The 23294-nt window shown below is 35.2% G+C and carries 24 protein-coding genes, 3 riboswitches and 1 other annotated feature; of the genes, 5 read left to right on the top strand and 19 right to left on the bottom strand.

The genetic code is table 11. The annotated features are described in order from the left end of the window. A partial coding sequence (locus tag BAU27_RS25705) for an LPXTG cell wall anchor domain-containing protein (protein ID WP_139254687.1) occupies positions 1-239 on the top strand: 239 nt, incomplete at its 5' end. Between the two features lie 115 nt (positions 240-354). On the opposite strand, the gene proS is transcribed toward BAU27_RS25705, so the two are convergent. Together proS and BAU27_RS25695 are read right to left on the bottom strand one after the other, a co-directional pair. Further along, the gene (gene proS / locus BAU27_RS25700; RefSeq protein ID WP_071747285.1) at positions 355-1785 is read right to left on the bottom strand and encodes a proline--tRNA ligase; all 1431 of its coding nucleotides are present in this window, start codon (positions 1783-1785) and stop codon (positions 355-357) included. A gap of 45 nt (positions 1786-1830) precedes the next feature. Further along, positions 1831-2037: a binding site (T-box leader), on the bottom strand. A 93-nt stretch (positions 2038-2130) separates the two neighbouring features. After that, positions 2131-2424, bottom strand: coding sequence for a YesK-like family protein (locus tag BAU27_RS25695; protein ID WP_071747284.1), 294 nt, complete (start codon positions 2422-2424; stop codon positions 2131-2133). A 153-nt stretch (positions 2425-2577) separates the two neighbouring features. Between BAU27_RS25695 and BAU27_RS25690 the strand changes: the two genes are divergently transcribed. Beyond that, the gene (locus BAU27_RS25690) at positions 2578-3891 is read left to right on the top strand and encodes an alkaline phosphatase family protein (protein ID WP_071772397.1); all 1314 of its coding nucleotides are present in this window, start codon (positions 2578-2580) and stop codon (positions 3889-3891) included. Between the two features lie 108 nt (positions 3892-3999). Continuing rightward, entirely contained in the window at positions 4000-5283 is a 1284-nt protein-coding gene (locus BAU27_RS25685; RefSeq protein ID WP_071747282.1) for an MFS transporter, read from the top strand. 69 nt (positions 5284-5352) lie between these two features. Here the strand turns inward: BAU27_RS25685 and BAU27_RS25680 are convergent, their stop codons facing one another. From BAU27_RS25680 to BAU27_RS25615, 14 genes are all read right to left on the bottom strand, one after another. Beyond that, positions 5353-5604, bottom strand: coding sequence for a helix-turn-helix transcriptional regulator (locus BAU27_RS25680; protein ID WP_083596166.1), 252 nt, complete (start codon positions 5602-5604; stop codon positions 5353-5355). A 56-nt stretch (positions 5605-5660) separates the two neighbouring features. Continuing rightward, positions 5661-6893: an MFS transporter gene (locus BAU27_RS25675; RefSeq protein ID WP_071772396.1), complete on the bottom strand. Its 1233-nt coding sequence runs from the start codon at positions 6891-6893 to the stop codon at positions 5661-5663. Between the two features lie 67 nt (positions 6894-6960). Further along, a complete protein-coding gene (locus BAU27_RS25670) occupies positions 6961-7542 on the bottom strand; it encodes a TetR/AcrR family transcriptional regulator (protein WP_071772395.1) in 582 nt (193 codons plus the stop codon). Positions 7543-7622: 80 nt separating this feature from the next. Further along, positions 7623-7766: a histidine kinase gene (locus BAU27_RS25665; protein WP_071772394.1), complete on the bottom strand. Its 144-nt coding sequence runs from the start codon at positions 7764-7766 to the stop codon at positions 7623-7625. A gap of 127 nt (positions 7767-7893) precedes the next feature. Next, the gene (locus BAU27_RS25660; protein WP_016089474.1) at positions 7894-8148 is read right to left on the bottom strand and encodes a hypothetical protein; all 255 of its coding nucleotides are present in this window, start codon (positions 8146-8148) and stop codon (positions 7894-7896) included. A gap of 13 nt (positions 8149-8161) precedes the next feature. Continuing rightward, a complete protein-coding gene (locus tag BAU27_RS25655; protein ID WP_071772393.1) occupies positions 8162-8476 on the bottom strand; it encodes a thioredoxin family protein in 315 nt (104 codons plus the stop codon). 170 nt (positions 8477-8646) lie between these two features. Continuing rightward, entirely contained in the window at positions 8647-9009 is a 363-nt protein-coding gene (locus tag BAU27_RS25650) for a DnaJ family domain-containing protein (RefSeq protein WP_071747278.1), read from the bottom strand. 267 nt (positions 9010-9276) lie between these two features. Next, positions 9277-10809 carry an ABC-F family ATP-binding cassette domain-containing protein gene (locus tag BAU27_RS25640; protein WP_071772392.1) on the bottom strand — a complete coding sequence of 511 codons (1533 nt, stop codon included), beginning with the start codon at positions 10807-10809 and terminating at the stop codon, positions 9277-9279. Between the two features lie 401 nt (positions 10810-11210). Next, positions 11211-11357, bottom strand: coding sequence for a hypothetical protein (locus tag BAU27_RS32485; protein WP_175546560.1), 147 nt, complete (start codon positions 11355-11357; stop codon positions 11211-11213). A 66-nt stretch (positions 11358-11423) separates the two neighbouring features. Further along, positions 11424-12173, bottom strand: a complete 750-nt coding sequence (locus BAU27_RS25635) for an ABC transporter ATP-binding protein (RefSeq protein WP_071772391.1) — start codon at positions 12171-12173, stop codon at positions 11424-11426. Continuing rightward, complete coding sequence (locus tag BAU27_RS25630) at positions 12170-13168, bottom strand: ABC transporter substrate-binding protein (RefSeq protein WP_071747275.1); 999 nt, start codon at positions 13166-13168, stop codon at positions 12170-12172. The genes BAU27_RS25635 and BAU27_RS25630 overlap by 4 nt, the downstream gene beginning before the upstream one ends. Further along, positions 13165-13938, bottom strand: a complete 774-nt coding sequence (locus BAU27_RS25625) for an ABC transporter permease (RefSeq protein WP_071747274.1) — start codon at positions 13936-13938, stop codon at positions 13165-13167. Before BAU27_RS25625 ends, BAU27_RS25630 begins: the two co-directional genes overlap by 4 nt. Beyond that, on the bottom strand, positions 13910-14230 hold the full coding sequence (locus BAU27_RS25620; protein WP_000082898.1) for an MTH1187 family thiamine-binding protein: 321 nt from the start codon (positions 14228-14230) through the stop codon (positions 13910-13912). Before BAU27_RS25620 ends, BAU27_RS25625 begins: the two co-directional genes overlap by 29 nt. Before the next feature lie 100 nt (positions 14231-14330). Next, a riboswitch (TPP riboswitch) is annotated at positions 14331-14432 on the bottom strand. A gap of 61 nt (positions 14433-14493) precedes the next feature. Further along, positions 14494-16230, bottom strand: coding sequence for a methyl-accepting chemotaxis protein (locus BAU27_RS25615; RefSeq protein WP_071772390.1), 1737 nt, complete (start codon positions 16228-16230; stop codon positions 14494-14496). 141 nt (positions 16231-16371) lie between these two features. After that, positions 16372-16456: riboswitch (cyclic di-GMP riboswitch) on the bottom strand. Between the two features lie 282 nt (positions 16457-16738). Here BAU27_RS25615 and BAU27_RS25610 point away from each other — a divergent pair. Then, a complete protein-coding gene (locus BAU27_RS25610) occupies positions 16739-18052 on the top strand; it encodes an anaerobic C4-dicarboxylate transporter family protein (protein WP_071772389.1) in 1314 nt (437 codons plus the stop codon). A 57-nt stretch (positions 18053-18109) separates the two neighbouring features. Here the strand turns inward: BAU27_RS25610 and BAU27_RS25605 are convergent, their stop codons facing one another. The 3 genes from BAU27_RS25605 to thiM all read right to left on the bottom strand — a co-directional run bounded on the left by BAU27_RS25605 (position 18110) and on the right by thiM (position 20610). Then, complete coding sequence (locus BAU27_RS25605; RefSeq protein ID WP_071747271.1) at positions 18110-19045, bottom strand: alpha/beta hydrolase; 936 nt, start codon at positions 19043-19045, stop codon at positions 18110-18112. A gap of 82 nt (positions 19046-19127) precedes the next feature. Beyond that, positions 19128-19787: a thiamine phosphate synthase gene (thiE, locus tag BAU27_RS25600; RefSeq protein ID WP_071747270.1), complete on the bottom strand. Its 660-nt coding sequence runs from the start codon at positions 19785-19787 to the stop codon at positions 19128-19130. Positions 19788-19800: 13 nt separating this feature from the next. After that, positions 19801-20610: a hydroxyethylthiazole kinase gene (gene thiM, locus BAU27_RS25595; protein ID WP_071747269.1), complete on the bottom strand. Its 810-nt coding sequence runs from the start codon at positions 20608-20610 to the stop codon at positions 19801-19803. 72 nt (positions 20611-20682) lie between these two features. Further along, positions 20683-20792: riboswitch (TPP riboswitch) on the bottom strand. Between the two features lie 304 nt (positions 20793-21096). On the opposite strand from thiM, the gene topB reads away from it, so the two are divergent. Then, the gene (topB, locus tag BAU27_RS25590; RefSeq protein ID WP_071772388.1) at positions 21097-23286 is read left to right on the top strand and encodes a DNA topoisomerase III; all 2190 of its coding nucleotides are present in this window, start codon (positions 21097-21099) and stop codon (positions 23284-23286) included. Positions 23287-23294 lie beyond the last annotated feature (8 nt).

The raw sequence follows: 23294 nt of genomic DNA, 5'->3' as shown, positions 1-23294 counted from the left end.
TTAAAGGCGATAGCAGTTCTCAGGGTGGCAACGGCTCTCAAGGCGGCAACCGTATTAAAGGCGATAGCAGTTCTCAGGGTGGCAACGGTTCTCAAGGTGGCAATGTAAAAGATAACGCGAAAAAACAAGGCGATAAGTTACCTAATACGGCAACACATTATCCTGCATCTGTTTTAATGGGACTTTCAACATTCCTAATCGGTATGTTACTATTTATTCGCCGTAAAAATGCAAAATAAAAACACATCATTCCATCTAAAAAATACATGAAACAAATTGTAAAACTAAAAAGGACTTTGGATTGCATTTTATTATGCACCCCAAAGTCCTTTTCATCATCTATCAAAAAGAGCATTAATACGCTTTTCCCCAATACACCATTTTCTTAGCTTCTTTACCACAGCAAATACATTCGTCAGCTAAACCTTCTTGTTCGAACGGAATACAACGTGAAGATACTCCAACTTCGTCTTTTAGCTTTTCTTCACAAGCTAGTTCTCCGCACCACATTGCTTTAATAAAGCCTTGTTTTTCATCAGCTATTTTTTTCATCTCTTCGAAATTCGTCACACTATAAGTACTCTCATCTCTATATACTTTTGCTTTATTAAATAAAGAATGATGAATCTCCTCAAGTAATGATGGGATGCGCTCTTCTAATCGATCCATTGATATAAACTCTTTTTCTTTCGTATCTCTTCTTACAAGTACAACTTGATTCTTTTCAATATCTTTTGGACCAACTTCTACTCGAATTGGAATGCCCTTCATTTCATACTCATTAAATTTCCAGCCTGGTGTTTTATTGCTAGCATCTATTTTTACACGTGCAACCTTCTGAATACGTCCTTGTAACTCTGTTGCTTTTTCTAAAACACCTTCTTTATGCTGAGCAATAGGGACAATAACAACTTGCACTGGTGCAACTTTCGGCGGCATTACAAGTCCATTATTATCGCTATGAACCATAATAAGTCCACCTATCATTCTTGTTGATACACCCCAAGATGTTTGATGTACATATTGCCATTTACCATTACGATCTAAAAACTTAATATCAAATGCTTCAGAGAAATTCGTCCCAAAGTTATGAGAGGTTCCTGTTTGAAGCGCTTTTCCATCATGCATTAAACTTTCAATCGTATAAGTTGCCTTTGCTCCCGCAAACTTTTCTTTGTCTGTTTTTTGTCCTTTAATTACTGGTATCGCTAAGTAGTCTTCACAGAAAGAAGCATATAGATTTAAAATATTTAACGTTTCAGCTTGAGATTCTTCTGCTGTTTCATGAATTGTATGACCTTCTTGCCATAAAAATTCAGTTGTACGAAGGAACGGTCTCGTTGTCTTTTCCCAACGAACTACTGAACACCACTGATTATATAGCTTTGGCAAATCATTATATGATTGCACAATCTTTGAAAAATGCTCACAGAATAAAGTTTCAGATGTAGGGCGTACACAAAGTCTCTCCGCTAACTTTTCATCCCCACCATGTGTCACCCATGCTACTTCAGGAGCAAATCCTTCAACATGATCTTTCTCTTTTTGTAATAAACTCTCTGGAATAAACATTGGCATATACACATTTTCATGACCAGATTCTTTTAGTTTTTCATCCATTACTTTCTGCATATTTTCCCACAATGCATAACCATATGGACGTAAAATCATACACCCTTTTACACTTGAATAATCAACAAGTTCTGCTTTTTTTACAATATCGGTATACCACTGAGCAAAGTCCTCTTCCATCTTTGTAATGGCTTGTACTTGTTCTTTTGCCATAGCCTTTCTTCCTCCTTTAGACAATAAAAAAAGCCCGCGTCCCCAAATAGGGACCGAGCTTTGCCGGCGTTACCACCCTGATTCATACACAAAAATTGTATATGCTCTCTTCTTGATAACGGGAAATTCCCGCTGCATATGCAGAACTCAAAGGCAGGTTCCATATTGCCTTTTTAAGAATCTTTCAGCCTGGCGGATTCTCTCTCTGCTAAAAAGGTTGAACATGTACTAATCCTTTTTCATCGTTATAACGAAATAAATTTGTTGATTATCATAATACAAATTCTTTTTTTAAACAATAGCTAATTTTCTTATTATTATATATTCTTTTCATTTTTTGCAGTTTTATACGTAGCTTTTTCGCGAGATTTTTACAAGTTGATGTGCAATCATACCGATAAGTGTACCTAGTAGAACGAAGAAACCAATAAATCCATATCCCATTCCTTCCCATCCACCAATAACCATCATTGTAACGGGAAAGGATGCTAAGCAAAGAAGTATTAAACTAAGTGCAAATATAATATCAAACTGTTTGTCTGGAAACCGTTTCTTTAGTAAATACGAAATAGCAAATACAAGAAAAATAGTGATTCCACCAATGATGTAAAAGATACCAAAGCCATCTAGCCAATCCATAGTATTCCCTCCTTACATTCATTCTCTTATAATTATTATATGTTTAATTTTTCTGAAAATAAATAATAAATTTTATTCAGAAACATATTTTTATTACCAGGTATTAATAGTAATATATAAGAATAGGTTTTATATAATCAGGAGGTCTATTTTATGAGTAAAGCATTAACAAATCATGTCATCATATTATCTTTCGACTGTTTATCAGCTTTAGATTTTCCTATATTACAAAAACTCCCTAATTTCCAAACATTAATAAACAAGGGTGCGATTGCAAAAAAAGTGGAACCTATTTATCCTTCTGTAACATATCCAAGTCACTCAACAATCGTAACTGGTAATTATCCTAATAAGCATGGCGTTGTCAGCAATACATTACTTCAACCAGGACGTGAGTCACCAGATTGGCATTGGTATCGAAAGTCCATTAAAGGAACAACTTTATACGATGAAGCACGCAAAGCAAATTTAACGACAGCTGCCCTTTTATGGCCTGTTACTGGAAGAGCAAATATCGATTACAATTTACCAGAAATTTTTCCAAATAGACCGTGGCAAAATCAAATTTTAGTTTCATTATTTAGCGGTAGTCCGCTATATCAATTAGATTTAAATCGTCGTTTCGGCCATATACGAAATGGACTGTCACAGCCTGAACTTGATGATTTCGTCCTCGCTTCTACTGTACATACAATCCATACGAAAAAGCCTAATGTTATGTTCGTACATTTTACTGATTTAGATACTCAAAGACACTATCATGGCTTTGAGTCTAAAGAAACAATAGCTGCAATCCACAGACACGACGAACGCCTTGGAAAAATTATTCAAGCATTAAAAGAAAGCGGGATATACGAAGACAGTACAATTATTGCACTTGGCGATCATAGCGCTTTAAGTGAAAACAAAGCAATTCAATTAAATGTCCTGTTTCGTCAAAAAGGACTTATATCCGTAAATAAAAGTGGAAAGTTACTAGATTGGAAAGCTTATTGTCAAAGCTGTGATGGATCTGCCTACGTACATGTAAAAGATAAAAATGATACTGAAACGATTAAAGAGATTCAACTTCTTCTTGAAGAGCTTCTTCAGAATAAACAAAACGGAATTGAATTTATTTTGCACGATGAAGATGCAAAAGAACGTGGTGCTGATGGTAATTGCTTATTTATGCTAGAGGCCATGGAAGGTTATTATTTCATTGAAAATTATACAGGTGATTTCATAAAAGAAATTAATAAAGAAGATGTTACTTCTAGCAAGAAATATACATTTGGAACACATGGATATTCCCCGACAAAACCTAACTATGAAACAATTTTTATGGCTGCTGGGAAAGGCATTCAAAGTGGCGTTACAATTCCGTATATGAGACTGATTGATGAAGGTCCCACTATCGCTAGGTTACTCGGTTTGCACTTAGGTGAAACAGACGGCGCAATTGTAGAGGATTTACTTCAATTGTAAAGAACTGTGTATATATGTAAAATTTATGTAAAAATCATCACTGTTTCTCTTTTTATAATTTTTATTTTTGTACACTGTTAGTAGAACAAATTTAAGGGGGAACATTATATGAAAAAAATGTCCAGACAAGAAAAAAGCTGGATATTATACGATTGGGCGAACTCGGTATATTCGCTCGTCATTACAACTGCATTATTTCCAATTTACTTTAAAGCAGCTGCAAAAGAAGCTGGACTATCTGGTGCAACTTCAACAGCCTATTGGGGATATGCAAACTCGTTCGCTACACTTTTAATTTCTATACTTGCTCCTATTCTCGGCACAGTTGCTGATTATAAAGGATTTAAAAAACGATTTTTCACATTCTTCTTTGGACTTGGTATTATATTTACAAGTATGCTAGCCGTTGTTCCAACATCTCAGTGGTACTTATTACTAGGATGCTATATGCTCGCATTAGTCGGCTTTGCTGGAGCAAATATTTTTTATGATGCATTTTTAGTAGATGTTACCTCTAAAGATAGAATGGATCGAATTTCTACAAGAGGCTTTGCATTAGGTTATATTGGAAGCACAATTCCTTTTATCGGTTGTATCGCTCTTATTATTCTTTCTCAAAAAGGAACTATCCCCTTATCAGTCGGAATTGCTAGTCAAATTTCTTTCGCAATAACAGCTCTTTGGTGGGGGTTATTTACAATTCCAATGCTAAAAAATGTAGAGCAAACACACTATATTGAACGCCACCCAAGACCAATTGCAATGAGCTTCAAGCGCCTTGCTGATACTTTTAAAAATATTAAAGAATATAAAACTGTATTTATGTTCCTAATAGCTTACTTTTTCTATATTGACGGGGTCGATACAATTATTACTATGTCTACCGCTTACGGAACAGATCTCGGTATTAGTGCAACTAATCTATTAATCATCTTATTTGTAACACAAATTGTCGCTTGTCCATTCGCTTTATTATACGGAAAACTATCAGAAACATTTACCGGTAAAAAAATGCTATATGTCGGTATTATTATTTATATCATTATCTGCACATATGCTTATTTCTTAAAAACGACACTTGATTTCTGGATTTTAGCAATGTTAGTTGCTACTTCTCAGGGCGGGATTCAAGCACTTAGCCGTTCATATTTCGCAAAACTAGTACCGAAAGAATCTGCAAATGAATTCTTCGGATTTTATAATATCTTTGGTAAATTTGCGGCAATTATGGGTCCAGTATTAGTAGGTGTCACAACACAATTAACAGGAAAAACAAACGCTGGTGTTCTTAGTATTATTGTATTATTTATTATCGGTGGATTCTTACTCACTAGGGTTCCAGAAAATAATACATCCGTTACACCACCTAGTCCAAAGACTAAAACGCTATAAGAAAAGATCCTCTTCTCATAAGAAGAGGATCTTTTTTATTTTTAACGGTGCGCCTTATAATGAACGACTCTACTGCTTGTACAAAAATAATTTATCAACAGTTGTTCCTAATACTTCAGCTAAACGGAATGCTAACGCTAAGCTTGGATCATATTTATTATTCTCAATTGCATTTATCGTTTGTCTAGAAACCTTGCATTTATCCGCTAATGCACCTTGTGAAATATTATTTTCAGTGCGTAATTCATAGATTTGATTTTTCACACCATTTCTCCTAACCTGTAAAATTATTTTTACAACATCAGTATATAATTGGCTCATATAGTTGTCAAAAGTTCCTCAAAGAAAAAGGGAGCAATTTTGCTCCCTTAAAATATTTATTTCGAAGCTAACGAATTTGTTAGTTCCTCTTTATTAGCGACAGCTTCTTTCTTTATTTGCATACGTAGAACTGGCCCTATCGCTAATAAAATAAGTGCCATCGCTATACAAAACACAGTAACTAGTGAAGTTAGTTCCTTTAATCCTCCAGCTAGTGAAGTTCCAATTAACATTGCCCCCATAAACAGTGGTAAAATCGTCCCATTTACTCTTCCAACCATATTTTCTGGTACAAGTTGAATCATAAGCGTACCGACAACGATATTAACACAAGCTAAACAAATTCCTGTACCAAACCTCATGAAACTAGTAATCCAAAATGATGTAGATAGGCCTTCTACCAAAAATGATATAGCTAGCACACTCATACCAAATACAAACATCTTTTTCGGATTTACTTTTGATGTGAAAACTGCAGCAACAATACCACCGATTAACATACCTATTCCATCAGCTGCGGCTAAATATTGAACTGCTTCCTTTTCCATTCCAAGGCGTTCTATTACAAGAAACACCTCTAATGGATTCGTTAGTCCAACAGCTAAGCCCATAATGGTGAAAGTGATCGTAATCATACGTAAATTTTTCGTATGAAGAACGTATTTCCAACCCTCTTTTATATCATTTTTTAATGAATCTCTCGCCACCTGCTCTTGTTCAACCCATTTTGGTAAAAATGAAAGAGCGATAGCAGATAACAAAAATAAAATGATTAAGCTATATAGTGATGTAAATAAACCAAGTTGTGTATACACAAGCGATCCTACCACTGGTCCAAAAATCATAAATAACGACTGTAATGTTTGGTTAAATGCAATCGCATTTGCTACCTGTTCTTCCTTTACATAGCGCTTAAATATACGCGAAGATGATGGCTGAGAAAACTGACCTACAATCGCGGAAATGAGTGTTGCAAAAAATATAGACTGCCAATAATCCAGCTTTAACAACAAGACAATTCCTATAATAGACAGTACACTTAACACATCCCCAGCAACCATTGTTCTTTTCGGATTCCAGCGATCAGCTAGCGCACCACCGATAAACGAGAAAATAAAGATAGGTGCATATTCCATAACTGATAATAAAGAAACAGAAACCGGATCATTATTCGTTCGCTCCATTATGAAATATAAAAGAGCCATATTTCTGATCCAAATTGCAATTTGTTGTAAAATATCAGATGCCATAACGAGCATAAATGCTCGGTTTTTAAATAAAGCGTTCATTTTCATTCCTCCTTTTATAAACCGACCGTTCAGTCTAATTTGTTTTGTAAGAAAAGCAGCTGACTTATTATTTAGCTGCCATTCCTTTTAACAATACATCTATTGCCTTTTTATAAATACGTTTTAGCTCTTTATGATCTAACTCGTAGTAAAGTACTCCAAGCCCCGATAATAATCCATTCACAATATACATAAGATCGCGCGTATTATCTTCACGAAACTCTCCAGACTGTATGCCTGTTTCAATTAATTTCTCAAACATAACATATGATTCTCTAGTTAAAGCTAACAGTTCATCCAGAATCTCTTTACTTACAACTTGACTCATAGAGAATTCCTCTATTGCATTCGAAATAGGTTGTTGTATATCCTCTACATAATATTCGGCGAGACCGTATAGTTTTTCAGTACTAGTACTATACAACTTCTCTTTTTCATTCCATTTCTCTAGCCAATCATACGTATGCTGTTTCACTACAAATAAAAATAATTCTTCTTTACTTTTAAAGTGATAATAAATACTTCCTTTACTTCGCCCTGTAATTTCACAAATATCTTCCATCGATGTAGATGCATAACCTTTTTGTGAAAACAGACTTTCTGCTTTATATGCAATTTCTTTCTTTATCTCTTCTGCATTTCTTCTCATATTCACACCTCACTAAACCGACCGTTCAGTCTAATAATAACAAATGAAAAACCTCTATCGCAAGAGGCCATATTCCTTATTTAAGAAAACGTACTTTCAAACCAAATTCGAATCGTATGTATTATTCCAATTTTAAATCCTAATTTGACAAGGAATACGCCTCCCGCAGCTAATAAAAATAACACTACTTTCCCCTTATTTTTCACTTTCGGCTCCCTTTTCATTTCCATTCCCCTTAGTATGTTAAAAATATTGAATCAAACGTTTGTTTAATTGTTTTTATGCGTAGGTAAGCCAACTAATCAAACGTTTGTTTAAAAAGAAATACGCCCCCTATAGGACGCATTCTCATCAATCACCGCCACCTCCACCACCATCGCAGCTGCCTCCGCTATCTCCACCGAAAGATCCTCCACAATCATGTGAACCTCCATCGTGCGAGCTATCATTATCAGATCCAGCAAAGAAAAATAATGGTGATGAACTGTTAGATGAATTATGAATGTTATTTTGTTTCGTAAGATTTACCTTCTTTTTGTTTGATCGAACTGCTGTTACGATCGTTCCAACTACAACAAATAATAGTATGACAATAATAAATTCCATATAAAAGCCTCCCTTAATCTTCGAATAATTGAATCGTTCTCTCTAGATTTTCAAGTGAAATGAAGCGCGATTCACGAAGAATCTCTTTTCCATTATGAAATAATAAAATCGTCGGTCCTGTAAATACCGCATATCGCCCTGCAATCTCTTGCATGTCTTGTAGTAATATTTCTACTTTCTCTACGTAATCATAATTCTCTAATACATAGTTTACTTTCCGTAGCATAACATCACAAACGCCACAATTTTCCGTTTTAATAAATAGAAGTACCAATTGTTGTTTTTCAATATATATCGCTAATTCTTCTATCGTTTCAAATTTATTCATCTTATCCCTCTTAACGTAATTTACGAAATACTTTACCCCGCATTAACGGGCAGTAAGACTCTCACCTCAAAATTCAGCTGGAGCGAAGAAGTTAGGTGAGAGGTCAACTGCCCGTAAATGCCCGATTGGTGAAGGCTAATAATCAGTGGAGGATGAACCCCCTCCACTGATTATAGTTTCACTTTATCTTGATACATACGAAATGCTGAACTATCTTTAATCTTTCTCTTTTCCATTACTTGCTGAAAGCGTAGTGTTTTTGCTGTTAACTCTTCTTGTAATTTTTTTCTCTCTGCTTCATCATAACAACAAGCGATTAAATCCTCTATTTTCAATATATCTTTTTGCAATTCCATTTCTGGTGGAATCATGCCTGCATTTTTCAAGATTTTATAACTCATTCTTAATTCTGGAGGTACCATTGAAAGATCTTCTAATTGTAGTGGTTTTCCTTGTCCCGGAATATTATCAAGATCACCATTCCGTATCGCTTGACGAATTTTTTCCTCAGCAATGTTCAAAAACACATCCACACTATCCCCTCCTTTACATATTTTTACTATTATTTTACATGAAATTTCATCATCCTGCTACGTCATTCAAAATTGACTCCGCAAATTCACCGAAAATTTTTTAAACGATATATAAAATTAATAATGTATAAAAAGACGGTAATATTCCTGCGCACCATAAGAGTGCTTCTTCATACAATTCTCATGGAAGAGTTCTCGAAAATCATGTTAATCACAAAGAAAAGGCATTAGCTCATAAAAGCTAATGCCTTTTCTTTATTCATATTGTTAAACGTTCCATTCTTCGATATTCCATATTTTCGTTATCCACGCTTCATAGAAAGATGGCTCATGTGAAACAATTAAAACCGTACCTTTATATTGTTTTAACGCTTCCTGTAAAGCCCTCTTAGTCTCTATATCCAAATGGTTAGTTGGTTCATCTAAAATTAAAACATTGCTTTTAGTTACGATAAGTTCGCATAACCGTACTTTTGTTTGTTCTCCTCCACTTAATAATTGAATAGGTTTTAATACATGTTCTTCTTTCAATCCGCACTTTGCTAATGCTTGTCGGATTTCTTTTCTTGTCATGTCTGGCCTTCCTGCCCATACTCTCTCTAGTGCAGTTATTTCTGAGGAAAATTCCTCTTGTGCAAAATAAGCGGGTTTTACTCGTTCCCCAATAGAAACTGCACCGCCTAACGGTTTTATTTGTCCTAGTAATGTTTTTAACATTGTTGTTTTTCCAATCCCATTATGACCAATAATCGCAATCTTTTCCCCTTTTTTCACTTGAAAATTCAATTCCGAAAATAACGGTTCACCATAACCAATTTTCAGTTTCTCTACCTGTAATATACGACTCACTGGCTCAGTATAAACATTAAAATCAAAACGAGCGCGAGGTACATCGTTAACCTTTTCAACCTTTTGCATTTTCTCTAATACTTTTTCACGACTTTTTGCTTGTTTCGCTTTACGAATTTTATTTTTTTGAATAAAGCTCTCTAAATGTGCAATTTCCTTTCGCTGTTTCGTATATGCTGCTTGTAATTGTTTCTTTTGCAGTTCATAATTACGCACAAAACTATTATAATCACCTACATAGCGCTTAATTGTGCGCTCATCTAGATGGTAAATAACTTTCGTAATATTGTTCAAAAATACTTCATCGTGCGAAATGATAATATAAGCTTTTTCATACATTTGTAAATATGATTGCAACCATTCTATATGAGGTGTATCTAAATAGTTAGTTGGCTCATCTAATAATAAAACATCCGCTTTTTCTAAAAGGAGTTTACCAAGTAATAACTTTGTCCGTTGACCACCGCCTAACTTTGAAACATCCTTTTCCATTCCTACTTCAAACAACCCTAAGCCAGTTGCTACTTCTTCAATTTCTGTATGAATTTGATAAAAATTAGAATTCTCCAATATAGTTTGTAACTCTCCGTACCTTACTAACAATTTCCCTACTTCTCCTGCTCCAGCCATCTCTTCTGTAAGTTTTAACATTTCACGTTCAAACTCATACAGATTAGAAAACGCACTCTGCAAGTATTCTTCAATTGTTATACCTTCTTGCAAATCGATATGTTGTTGTAAAAAGCCAATCTTCACATGTGGAAACCATTCAATTTTCCCATCATCATGTATAAGTTCTCCTGTTAACAAGCGTAATAATGTTGATTTTCCAATTCCATTTTTCCCTACTAGCCCAACATGTTCACCCTTTAATAATCGAAAGCATGTATTATATAAAATGGTTTTCTCACCATATGAATGACTTACATTTTCTACTGTTAATATACTCATTTTTTCTCTCTCCTTTTCTTATGATCCATAAGCTAAATAGAGAGAACAACAGTATAAAGCCTTATTTAGTTATACATATAAAAAATGGGTAAGGTGAATACACCTTACCCATTACATATTATCGTAAGAAAGGATTAAGGTTCTTTACCTGCTGTCTTCAATTTAGCTTATTTGTTAAAAATGGGCAGACTTCTCCCATATCAAGCTAAAACCATTTGAAGAACAGTTGATAAAGTCATTTTATCCTTTCACTCCTTTAAAATTTGTTATATTAAGAGTATAAACTACTCTCTTATATTCTATTCTCTATTTTTTCTTTTGTTCCTTCTCAGTTTTTTCATATTCTGCGTAAATTTATTTATACATCTTTTCTAATGCGTATGGCCTTGTAAAGGTTAGCGTTAATGATTTCCAAATATAAATTCTTCTTTTAATTCGTGATGCTCCATACCATACTTCATTAATAAAATATGATTTTTTAATACAACCTTTCCTTCTTCAAGATTATCAGCTGTTAATGAATCGACCATTTTTTCTATAGATTTCATTTTCCTCCTCCTAAAAAAAAAGCCTCTTAACAGTCATCATACCAAAAGCTGTTAAAAGACTTTTTTCTATTTTTTCATGTAAGGAGCTAATACTCTTAAAATTTCTTCCTTATCCTTCTTTAACTCAAGTGATGTTAACATATCCATCGTTCGTGGCCTAAGTAACTTCACTTGTACCTCTCCAACAATTGATGCTGGTCTTTGAGATAAAATAAATATGCGATCAGAAAGTAAAATTGCCTCATCTAAGTCATGTGTAACCATAACAATTGTCTGCTTTTCTTGATGCCAAGAATTTAAAAGCCAACTATGTACTTCCATTTTTGTAAATGCATCTAATTTTCCAAAAGGCTCATCCAGCAGCATAATTGGCTTTTCACATAAATATGTGCGAAGGAAACTAATTCTTTGACGCATGCCACCTGATAACTCATCTGGATAATGATTCGCATATTCATCTAGCTCAAACTGCTTTAATGCTTCCATTCCTTCTGCTAGCCTTTGCTTTTTAGACTTCCCTTCGATTTCCAATGGAAGTACTATATTTTGCAAAGCTGATCGCCACGGTAGTAATAAATCTTGTTGCGGCATATAACTTACAACATCTTGTTTTTTCACATGTTCCTCGTTATAAAATACCTCTCCACTCGTTGGCTCTTCAACACTCGCAATCATATTTAACAAAGTACTTTTCCCACAACCACTTGGACCTACAAAAGAGACGAATTCCCCCTCATGTATAGAAGCACTAATATTTTTTAATACATTCTTTCCATCAAAAGCTTTTACAACCTCTTTTATTAATAATCCACTCATTTTTCACTTGGAAGGAATTCATTTGTAAAGGCATCTTTCACATCAATTTTCTTCTTAATAACTTTGTTGTCATATAAGAAATTCATGTAATTCGTCCAAACTTCTTCCTTCTGTACTCCCCACGCTTTTGCATCATCTTGATACTTTGTACTTAACCACTTTTGACTTTCTTTCACTAATTCTTTATTCACATCTGGAACAGCTTTAATTAAAATATCTGCAGCTTCTTTCGGTTCTTTAATTGCAAAATCATAACCTTCTGTCGTTGCAGTCATAAACTTTTTCACAAAATCTTTATCTTGCTTCGTATGTTTTTCACTTGTAATAATAACAGGACTATAGAAATCAAGCGCTGGATCTAAGTCTTTCACCATAATCGTATTTAACTCTTTTCCTTGACGCTTCGCTTCAATTCCATCCCATCCGTAATAAATCCATTCGAAATCTGCATCACGACCGATTGATTTGAAGAAGTCTGTTTGTCCAAGAATAATTTTTTCGACTTTATTAAAATCAGCTTGATGTTTCTCCATAATCGTTTTTAACGTCGCTTCTTCTGCTGGTCCTCCCCAGCCTCCATAACGTTTACCTTCAAAATCTTTCGGTGACGTCATATTATCTTTTTTTAGCGATGCAAAAGCAGAGGTATTATGCTGAATAATTGCACCAACAGAAACAACTGGGATTCCTTCAACACGAGCTAACGTTACATTTTCTTGTGCGCTTATCGCAAAGTCCGCTTTCCCAGAAGCAATCATCTGCTCTGCCGTTACATTATCACCAGGCTGGATAATTTCTACATCAAGCCCTTGCTTTTTGTAATAATCTTTCGTTTGCGCTACATATAAGCCAGTATGATTCGTATTTGGAAACCAATCTAAAACGACTTTTACTTTTTTATCTTTACTTGAACTTTCTTCTTTCTTCGCCGGATTACACCCGGCAACACCAACTGCTAATAATGCAGCTAACATAATTTTTAAACCTTTTTTCATTTTCTGCCACCCTTTCTGTATATCCATGGTGCTGTTATTCTTGCCATAAATTCAACAATAAAGTACAGGCATAATGTCACCATAACGATAATCGCTGCAACACCAAATACACGAGCTGTTAAAAAGGATTTTGTCGCTCTCGTGAGCATAACCCCTAATCCTTCACTCGCTCCAAGCCATTCTCCAATAATCGCTCCCATCACACTATATGTAACAGCTATTTTTAAACCTGAGAAAAAGTACGGGAGCACCGCTGGAAATTTTACTTTCTGATAAATTTGCCACTTTGTCGCCTTCATCGTTTGTAGCAACTTCAGCATATTTTTATCTACCGTTTGGAAACCTTCTAAAATGCTAAGCGCAATTGGGAAGAAACAAACAAGAATAACAACCATTACTTTTGGCAACATTCCGTACCCAAACCAAATAATAAATAATGGTGCGAGCACAACGATTGGAATTGTTTGCGAAATAACGAGCAACGGATTCATTAAAATCCGAAATAAAGGGATAACATCCATAATGATAGCAATACTCGTCCCAAGTATAATTGCAAAAAGCAACCCAATTATTACTTCCTGTAACGTTTGCACCGTATTCGGTAATAGTAAATCTTTCATTCCAATTAACTCTTGCACAATTGCTGACGGCTTTGGTAAAATCCACGGCTCAATTTTAAATAATGAAACAGATCCTTCCCATATAGCAATGAGAAGGATCAGCCAAATTGTTGTAATTATTTTAGATCGCTTCTGGTTTTGCATATTCATCACGGTACTTCCAAACTTTTTCGTCAATCGTTACGCCCGTACTTGGACGATAGTGAATTTTAATAGAAGTGATTACTTCTTCTGCTCCAGCATCGACGCAAGCTTGTTGCGCGCGTTTAATGACGTCAAGAAGTACATCTAATTCTCCTTCCAACGTTGTTTCCATTGCTCCTACTTCATAACGAACTCCCGATTGTTGTACAACTTCAATTGCTTTATCAACAACGGAATACACATCTTTGTTCTTCGCTTGTGGTACTACTGAAAATGAAATTGTAACTTGTTGTGACATAATAAAATCCCCCTTACAAAATATGTTTCAAAAAAAGAAAAGGCTTTCCTACCATGTAGGAAAGCCTTGTATACAAGTTATTCTATAATAACTTATGCTACATCACTTTAAAGTAACTCCCTACGCTGGCATTATCCAGATCAGGTTGAGGGTCGATGTATACTTACATCCTCTCAGCCAATTGGCTCCCCGGTTCTTAATTCGTTTTCATTGTAGCATGATTTATTTTATTGAACAAACAAAAGCATGTATAATCATTTCATTTAACTTTTGAATTCCCCAATTAACTCTTGTAACTCCTGTGAAAGCCAGCTTAAAGAACTAGCTAATTCAGCAATATCTTGTACAGACATTTCCTGTTCTTTCATGCTTTCTTCAATATTACTACTATTCGCATACGTATTTGCGATAAGTGATAGTTCATTTACAACACGAACAATATTTTGGCTATTATGCAATATATCACTTGAATTGCTAGAAACAACTCTAACTTGATTTGTAACAGATTGTGCTGACTTTGAAATTTTTTCAAAGAAAGCACCACTACTTTGAACAAGTTTAATTCCAGATTCTACTTCTTTTGAAGCTTTCTGCATTGAAACAACAGCTTCTTCCGTTTCAGCTTGTGTTTCCCCTATTAATTTTGCTATATCTTTTGCTGATGCTTCCGTCTGCTCTGCTAATTTACGCACTTCATCAGCAACAACCGCAAATCCCCTTCCGGTTTCCTCAGCACGCGAAGCTTTAATAGAAGCATTTAAAGCTAGCGAATTAGTTTGATTTGAAATACCTGTAATTACTGTTACAATATCACTAATTTCTTTTGATCTTGTTTCCAAAGAATAAATGATAGAAGATAAATCTTGTACTGTATTTTGTATTATGTTCATTTGATTAATCGTCTGTTCAATAACACCATTTCCTTTTACTGAGTGATGCTCCATACCTTCAGACTCTTTCGCCATTTGTTTTGCAGCATTCGTTATCTCTTCCATCTTATCTTCCATTTCACATACAATACCTAAATACTGTGGTACTGAAGTTTCTTGTGACTGAGCGCCAGCTCTTAACTCAACCATAGAACTTACGATTCCTTGGACTGCCATGCTATTCTCTTTCGTACTCACTGACAATTCTTGTGAAGATGAAGAAACCTGTTCTGCTGTCTGCTTCACTTTATCTATAATTCCTTTAAACTTCTCGATGGTATTATTAAAATACGCATTAATAATACCAATATCATCTGGTCTTTCCTCTAATTTAATACTTAAATCACCTTCACCGACTTTGCGTAATCCTTCACGTAAATCTCGCAATGGAGCAAGTGCGTTACGTACAATTAAGAATTGAATAACAGTTGCAATTAAAACAGAAATACAAATAAACATTAAACCTTGTACAATGAATTTTTCCTTTGTAATAGGAACAATAGAGGCATCTACATCGGCTGCAACAATTGCCACAATATTATCTTCTCCATCTTTAATTGGCTCTAATATCGTTACCCATGATCCTAATTCGTCTTCATATACTTCTGTCATATTTGCTTTTTTCGTGCTCATTACTTTATCATATGCTTTCATCCAACGATCTGGTTGTTTATAATAGTCTCCCGGCTTTACTTCAACAACATTTGCTAAACCTGTAGACAAACCGACGATTTGTAACTCACCTTTTTCATTTTTTTTCGCTCCAACAACATACGTTTGTCCAACACTGTTCAATTCTTTCGTTGATTCATCTAATTTCTCTGTTAATTTCTCTCTTTTTTCTCTTTCTGCCGTTGGGTCTTTTGCAACATCTCTCAATATTTCTGCGTCTAATTTATGTAACACCGTATCTCCTGTTTCAAAAGAATGCCTTTCAAATATAGACATCACACTATTTTGAAACATGTTAAAACTTAACGCTCCCATAGTACCAACAAGCGTCAAAATAACTGACACAGTTAACAATACATTTTTTTGAAGAAATGATAGCTTGTGCCAATATTTTTTCATTAACATCACCTTTCTTAATTAACTTAATATAAAGTAAAACTATTAAAATATAAACCTTATTAATAAATGATAACAGTTCTCATTTGTTTATAAATAAAAAAAGACCAATGAAAAAGCATTGGTCAAGACCAACCCTATCCGTCCGGTAACTGGCTAGCATAGTCGTTTGACCTTAGCCCCTGTAGTTTTGCGTCCTCATGTTTCCATAAGTTTGCCTTTCTCGCTGAACGAGTTGAACGATATGGGAGTTCTATGAGAATTAAAATATTCTCTTCCAAATATTACAACACAAAAATTAAAATGTCCACCTATTTAAAGATGTAAATATAAAGTTTTAATGTATTATTTTTTCGAAATAATTTAACAAAGTTCGTGAATGTTACATTTCTTGTGTTATATAATAAAAAACGTATACAACACAAGGATTATTCTGGATATTCATTTAATTTTCATTCAAATTAAACTATTCGAATATATCTTAACTTACTAATTTCGGAGGTAGTTTATCATGTTTTGGCTACAATTTCTTACGTTACTACTCTGCATTTTTATTGGCGCACGCTTAGGCGGAGTTGGTCTAGGAGTAATGGGTGGCGTTGGTATGGCAATACTTGTTTTCGTCTTCCACTTACAACCTACAGCTCCTCCTATTGATGTAATGCTTATGATTTTAGCAGTAATTACAGCTGCCGGTGCTTTGCAAGCTGCTGGAGGAATGGATTACCTTGTCCATCTCGCTGAGAAAGCATTACGAAAAAATCCAAAGCGCATTACATTTTTTGCTCCTATTGTTACTTATTTATTCACGCTATGCGCGGGAACTGGTCATGTCGCTTATTCTGTAATTCCCGTTATCGCCGAAGTATCTCGCGAATCAGGAATTAGACCTGAACGACCAATGTCAATTGCCGTTATCGCTTCCCAACAGGCAATTACAGCTAGTCCAATATCGGCTGCAACAGTTGCACTTTTAGCAATGTTAGCCGACTATAAAATCACCTTGTTAGATATTTTAAAAGTCAGCATCCCTTCTACTTTCATCGCTTGTATGGTAGCTGCATTCGTTGCTAGTAAAATGGGAAAAGAATTAAATGAAGATCCTGAATACTTGAAGCGATTAAAAGAGGGAATGATCCCTAAACTTGAAGAGAAAAAAGAATTTGTGGGTGTAAAAGGTGCTAAATTATCAGTTATCCTTTTCCTAGTAGGAACTTTCCTTGTCGTACTTCTTGGTTCATTTGAAGCTCTTCGTCCGGGATGGATGGTTGACGGGAAGTTAGCTCGTCTTTCCATGCCAAACACAATTGAAATGGTTATGTTAACTATTGCAGCTCTTATTATTATTTTCTGTAAACCAAATGTAGAAAGCATTGTGTCTGGTAACGTCTTTAAAGCGGGGGCAACAGCAGTTGTTGCTATTTTCGGTATCGCTTGGATGGGAGATACTTTCTTTAACGGAAACTTAAATATGATTCAAGGATCAATTCAGCACTTAGTGACTAGTGCACCATGGCTATTTGCTATCGCATTATTCATTCTATCTATTTTACTGTATAGCCAAGCAGCAACAGTTCGTGCTTTAATGCCACTTGGACTATCACTTGGTATTCCACCAGCTTTACTAATTGCAATGTTCCCTGCAGTAAATGGATACTTCTTCATTCCAAACTACGGGACAATCGTTGCTGCAATTAACTTTGACCGCACTGGTACAACAGGCATCGGTAAATATGTATTAAATCATAGCTTTATGATTCCGGGCCTAATTGCAACATTCACTTCTATTGGAATTGGAATGCTCTTAATTTCAATTATGTTTTAAATAAAAGCACAAACCTACAATTTTAAAGGGTTTGTGCTTTTTTAATCAAACGTTTGTTTAAATATTTTTAACCGTCCATTCTTCCATTATGTTCTTTACTATTTGTGTAAAGTCCTCTGGGAAAAGATGACCTAATCCTTTTCTCACAATTAATTTACAGTTCACATTATATTTCTCGAACATAGACATTACTTGAAGTGTGTTTTCATAAAATTGATCTTTATCTCCCGTGACAATATATCCTTTCACATTCGTTATATCATTCGATATAACGATACTTTCAATTGCCTCTACATCTCGAATAGCAGGTATAACCGCAATAAACTTTTGAGTCGCTAACATATTCTTTAACGCTAACTCTATTGCTATATTCCCCCCTTGAGAAGCTCCCGCGATGATGATATCTTCCAAGTTATATTTATTTGTAAAATCATTAAAACTTTTCATAACATCTTTTATAGCTATCTCATGATTATCCCAGCTATAAGAATTCATTCCATATATTTGTGAGGATTGAGAAAAACCTAACATATACTCACGTAGTATTTCTTCTTCACACCAATATGGTGCAAAATCATTTATGTTTGATCCTCTCCAATGTAAAGAAAATATACCTGCCTGCGCTTTTTCATTTCCATAAGTAAATAATTTTGACTGACTCATCATCTGATGCCCCTTCAAAATCTCTTCGCACTTTTTGACTATTGGCTTAAAATCTATTTTATCCTGTAATCCTTTTAAATCTTCATCATGCATGAGTGTATATGGGTTCCACCAAATTCCCCTTTGTATGGCTTCATTAAGAATAGCAATTGCCTCTTCATGCTTACCTTCCACTGAATATGCACAAGCTTGCCAAAAACTCGTTTTATCCATTCTTTCAGGAAACTCCCTTTTCGTTTCATCTATGCATCTATAAACGGCATCAAATTCCCCTTTTTCAAATAAACGAAACAACTCATTTTGCAACTCTACAAACCTATTCCGTTTCAAACAATCTCCTCCCTATTTCTAATTTTTAATATCAAAAACAAACAAAAAGCTATGTAGCGTTTTAATACTACATAGCATTTTTCTACAAACTCTTACTTACTTCCTCTACTAGCTTCTTCGTACTCTCATACGCAGATTCCGCTAAACTAATCGCAGAAATAACAGAGACACCATCCGCACCGGCTTCTATAACCGAAGCGGTATTTTCAATCGTAATCCCACCGATACCAACAATCGGTATCATAATTCCTTGTTCTCTAAAGTGGGTTAAACCTTTCGTTCCTTGAACTGCTTTCGTATCTTTTTTCGTACTCGTTGGGAAAATAGGGCCAACACCTAAATAATCAGCTCCGTTTTCAATTGCCCAGCATGCTTCTTCAATTGTATGGGTAGATACACCAACAATTTTATCTCCCATTTTTTCACGAACAGAAGTAATTCCTTCATCATCTTGTCCAACATGCACGCCATCTGCATCTAACTCAAGAGCTAGTTCCACATCATCATTTACGATGAATGGTACACCATACTCCTTACAAATTTCTTGTAGTTCTTTTGCGAAACAAATACGTTTCTCTCCCGTTAAAGCGCCTTCCCCCTTTTCACGAAATTGAAAAATTGTTATACCGCCTTCAAGTGCATCTCTCAATACTTGTATTGGCTCCTTCGTACAATTGTTACTTCCCATAATAAAATATACTGGTAATAACCTAGACATTTTATCCATTGTAATACGCGACATCTAGTTCCCCTCCTTACTGTATAACCTCAATCTTCCCATACTTCTCAATATCATCTGAAGTTGTATTCGCTAACTGATTTAAAAATTCAATTTGGAAACTACCAGGTCCCTTTTCCACTGTCTTAGCAGCTGCCAGTTCCGCAGCTACACCATAAAAAGTTAATGCCGCTACTGCTGCATTTACATAATCCTTTTCTACTGCTACAAATGCTCCTATTACAGAAGTTAGTAAACAACCAGTTCCCGTAACTTTCGTTAAAATGGGATGACCATTTCGAATAAGAATAGTTCGCTCTCCGTCTGTAACAACGTCTTCTTTTCCAGTAATCACCGCAACTGTATTCAATTCGTCTGCTGCCTGCCTTGCAATACTTACTACATTGCCATTTCCAGCACCGGCGTCTACCCCTTTAATTTCCCATCTTTCATTAATAACGTTCGCTATTTCAGCTGCATTTCCGCGGATAATCGCTAAATCGATTTCAGCCGGAATATGTCTCGCAACTTCTGTCCGATAAGAAGTTGCGCCTGCACCAACTGGATCAAATAATACTGGTACATCATTCGTGTTTGCTGATTTACCAGCAAGCAACATTGCTTCTACTTCTTCAGGACGAAGTGTCCCCATATTTAATACTAACGCTCCAGCAATGCTAGCCATTTCCGCTACTTCTTCTTTTGCATACGCCATTACAGGCGATGCCCCTAACGCTAACAAACCGTTAGCTGTAAAATTTGTTACAACAACATTTGTAATATTATGAACGAGCGGATTAGACTCTCTCACCAAATCCACTACTTTACTAATTTCTTTCATATTCATCCTTCTCATCCCCTAACTATAATGATGGGAGATACACAAAAAGGCACTTTGCGCGTACGCAAAGTGCCTGAACATGTGCTTTTACACTCTCCCTACGCTGGCATTATCCAACAGGTTCAAATGGTCAATGACGGATTAGTCATACTCTCAGTTTGCATCCACAAACTCCCATGTGTTACTTATTCATCTACTTCAAAGTCTACTCTTATTCTAATAAAATAACAAGTTCTTTCCTTTTAAGAATGATAGAGATCTTAACTCTCCTGGTTCAACCATTTTTCGCCTTTATATAATAAAAATAAAATTCATTTACAATGTCAATGGATACCCTTTAAAATCTGATATTTATATAAATCTTTTATTTACATAAGTAAAACTCTCCCCGGTATATTTCATCACAAATAACTCAAACCTTCCGCGAGACTGAATAGAACAAAGATGTATGCTATATTTAACGTATGGAAATTTGAAAGGATGTTTTTAAATATGGCAAAAAGTATTGTAATTGCTGAAAAACCTTCTGTTGCACGTGATATCGCACGTGTACTGAAATGTGATAAAAAAGGGAACGGCTATCTTGAAGGTAGTAAATATATTGTTACTTGGGCTTTAGGTCATCTCGTTACATTAGCTGATCCAGAAAGCTATGATGTAAAATACAAACAGTGGAATTTAGAAGATTTACCAATGCTACCGGAGCGTTTAAAACTAACAGTTATTAAACAAACAGGGAAACAGTTTAACGCTGTGAAAAGTCAGCTTATTAGAAAAGATGTAAATGAAATCATTATAGCTACTGACGCCGGTCGTGAGGGAGAGTTGGTCGCACGCTGGATTATCGATAAAGTTAAAATGCAGAAACCGATTAAACGTCTATGGATTTCATCTGTTACCGATAAAGCAATTAAAGATGGCTTCGCAAATTTAAAACCAGGAAAAGCATATGAAAATCTATATGCTTCGGCTGTCGCACGTTCAGAGGCTGACTGGTATATCGGGCTTAATGCGACTCGAGCATTAACTACTCGCTTTAATGCCCAACTAAATTGTGGTCGTGTTCAAACACCTACTGTAGCCATGATTGCAAGCCGTGAAGATGAAATCAAACATTTCAAAGCTCAAACTTTCTATGGTATCGAAGCTCAAACAGCTGAGAGATTAAAGCTAACTTGGCAAGATACAAAAGGAAATAGCCGTAGCTTTAATAAAGAAAAAATTGATGCAATCGTGAACAAAATTAGTAAACAAAACGCTACTGTTGTAGACATTGATAAAAAACAAAAGAAATCGTTCGCTCCTGGTCTTTACGATTTAACTGAGCTACAACGTGATGCGAATAAAATATTTGGTTACTCTGCGAAAGAAACATTAAACATTATGCAAAAATTATATGAACAGCATAAAGTTTTAACGTACCCTCGTACAGATTCACGCTATATTTCATCTGATATTGTCGGAACACTTCCAGAGCGTCTGAAGGCTTGTGGAGTTGGAGAATACCGTCCTTTAGCACATAAAGTATTGCAGAAACCTGTAAAATCTAATAAATCATTTGTTGATGATAGTAAAGTAAGTGATCATCACGCAATTATTCCAACAGAGAGCTATGTAAACTTCTCAGCTTTCACAGATAAAGAACGTAAAATTTATGACTTAGTTGTAAAACGTTTCTTAGCTGTTTTATTCCCGGTCTTTGAATATGAACAACTAACATTGCGCACGAAAATTGGTGACGAAACGTTCATCGCACGCGGAAAAACGATTTTACATGCTGGTTGGAAAGAGGTTTATGAAAATCGATTTGAAGATGATGATGCAATCGATGATGTAAGAGAACAAATCTTACCTCGAATCGAAAAAGGCGATACATTAAACATAAAACTAATTGTCCAAACATCAGGTCAAACGAAAGCACCTGCACGCTTTAATGAAGCAACATTACTTTCAGCGATGGAAAACCCAACAAAATACATGGATACGCAAAACAAACAACTTGCTGACACGTTAAAGTCAACTGGTGGATTAGGTACTGTAGCAACGCGTGCTGATATTATCGACAAGTTATTCAATTCGTTCTTACTTGAAAAACGTGGTAAAGATATTCATATTACTTCAAAAGGCCGTCAGTTACTTGATTTAGTGCCAGAAGAACTGAAATCTCCTACACTAACTGGTGAATGGGAGCAAAAGTTAGAAGCTATCGCTAAAGGAAAATTAAAGAAAGAAGTATTCATTTCAGAAATGAAGAACTATACGAAAGAAATTGTTGCTGAAATTAAATCGAGTGATAAAAAATATAAACATGACAACATTTCAACGAAGTCTTGTCCAGACTGCGGTAAACCGATGTTAGAAGTAAACGGCAAAAAAGGTAAAATGCTCGTTTGCCAAGACCGTGAGTGTGGTCATCGTAAAAATGTATCTCGTACAACAAACGCTCGTTGTCCGCAATGTAAGAAGAAACTAGAACTACGTGGTGAAGGAGCGGGCCAAATTTTCGCATGTAAATGTGGCTATCGTGAGAAACTTTCTACATTCCAAGAGAGACGTAAAAAAGAATCCGGCAGCAAAGCTGATAAGCGCGACGTTCAAAAATATATGAAACAACAGAACAAAGAAGAAGAACCATTAAACAATCCATTCGCAGAAGCATTAAAGAAATTAAAATTTGATTAAACAAAAAG

It is taken from the genome of Bacillus sp. NH11B (genome assembly GCF_001884205.1).
Classification (GTDB): Bacteria; Bacillota; Bacilli; order Bacillales; family Bacillaceae_G; genus Bacillus_A; species Bacillus_A proteolyticus.
This window is presented reverse-complemented; position numbering and strand designations above follow the sequence as displayed.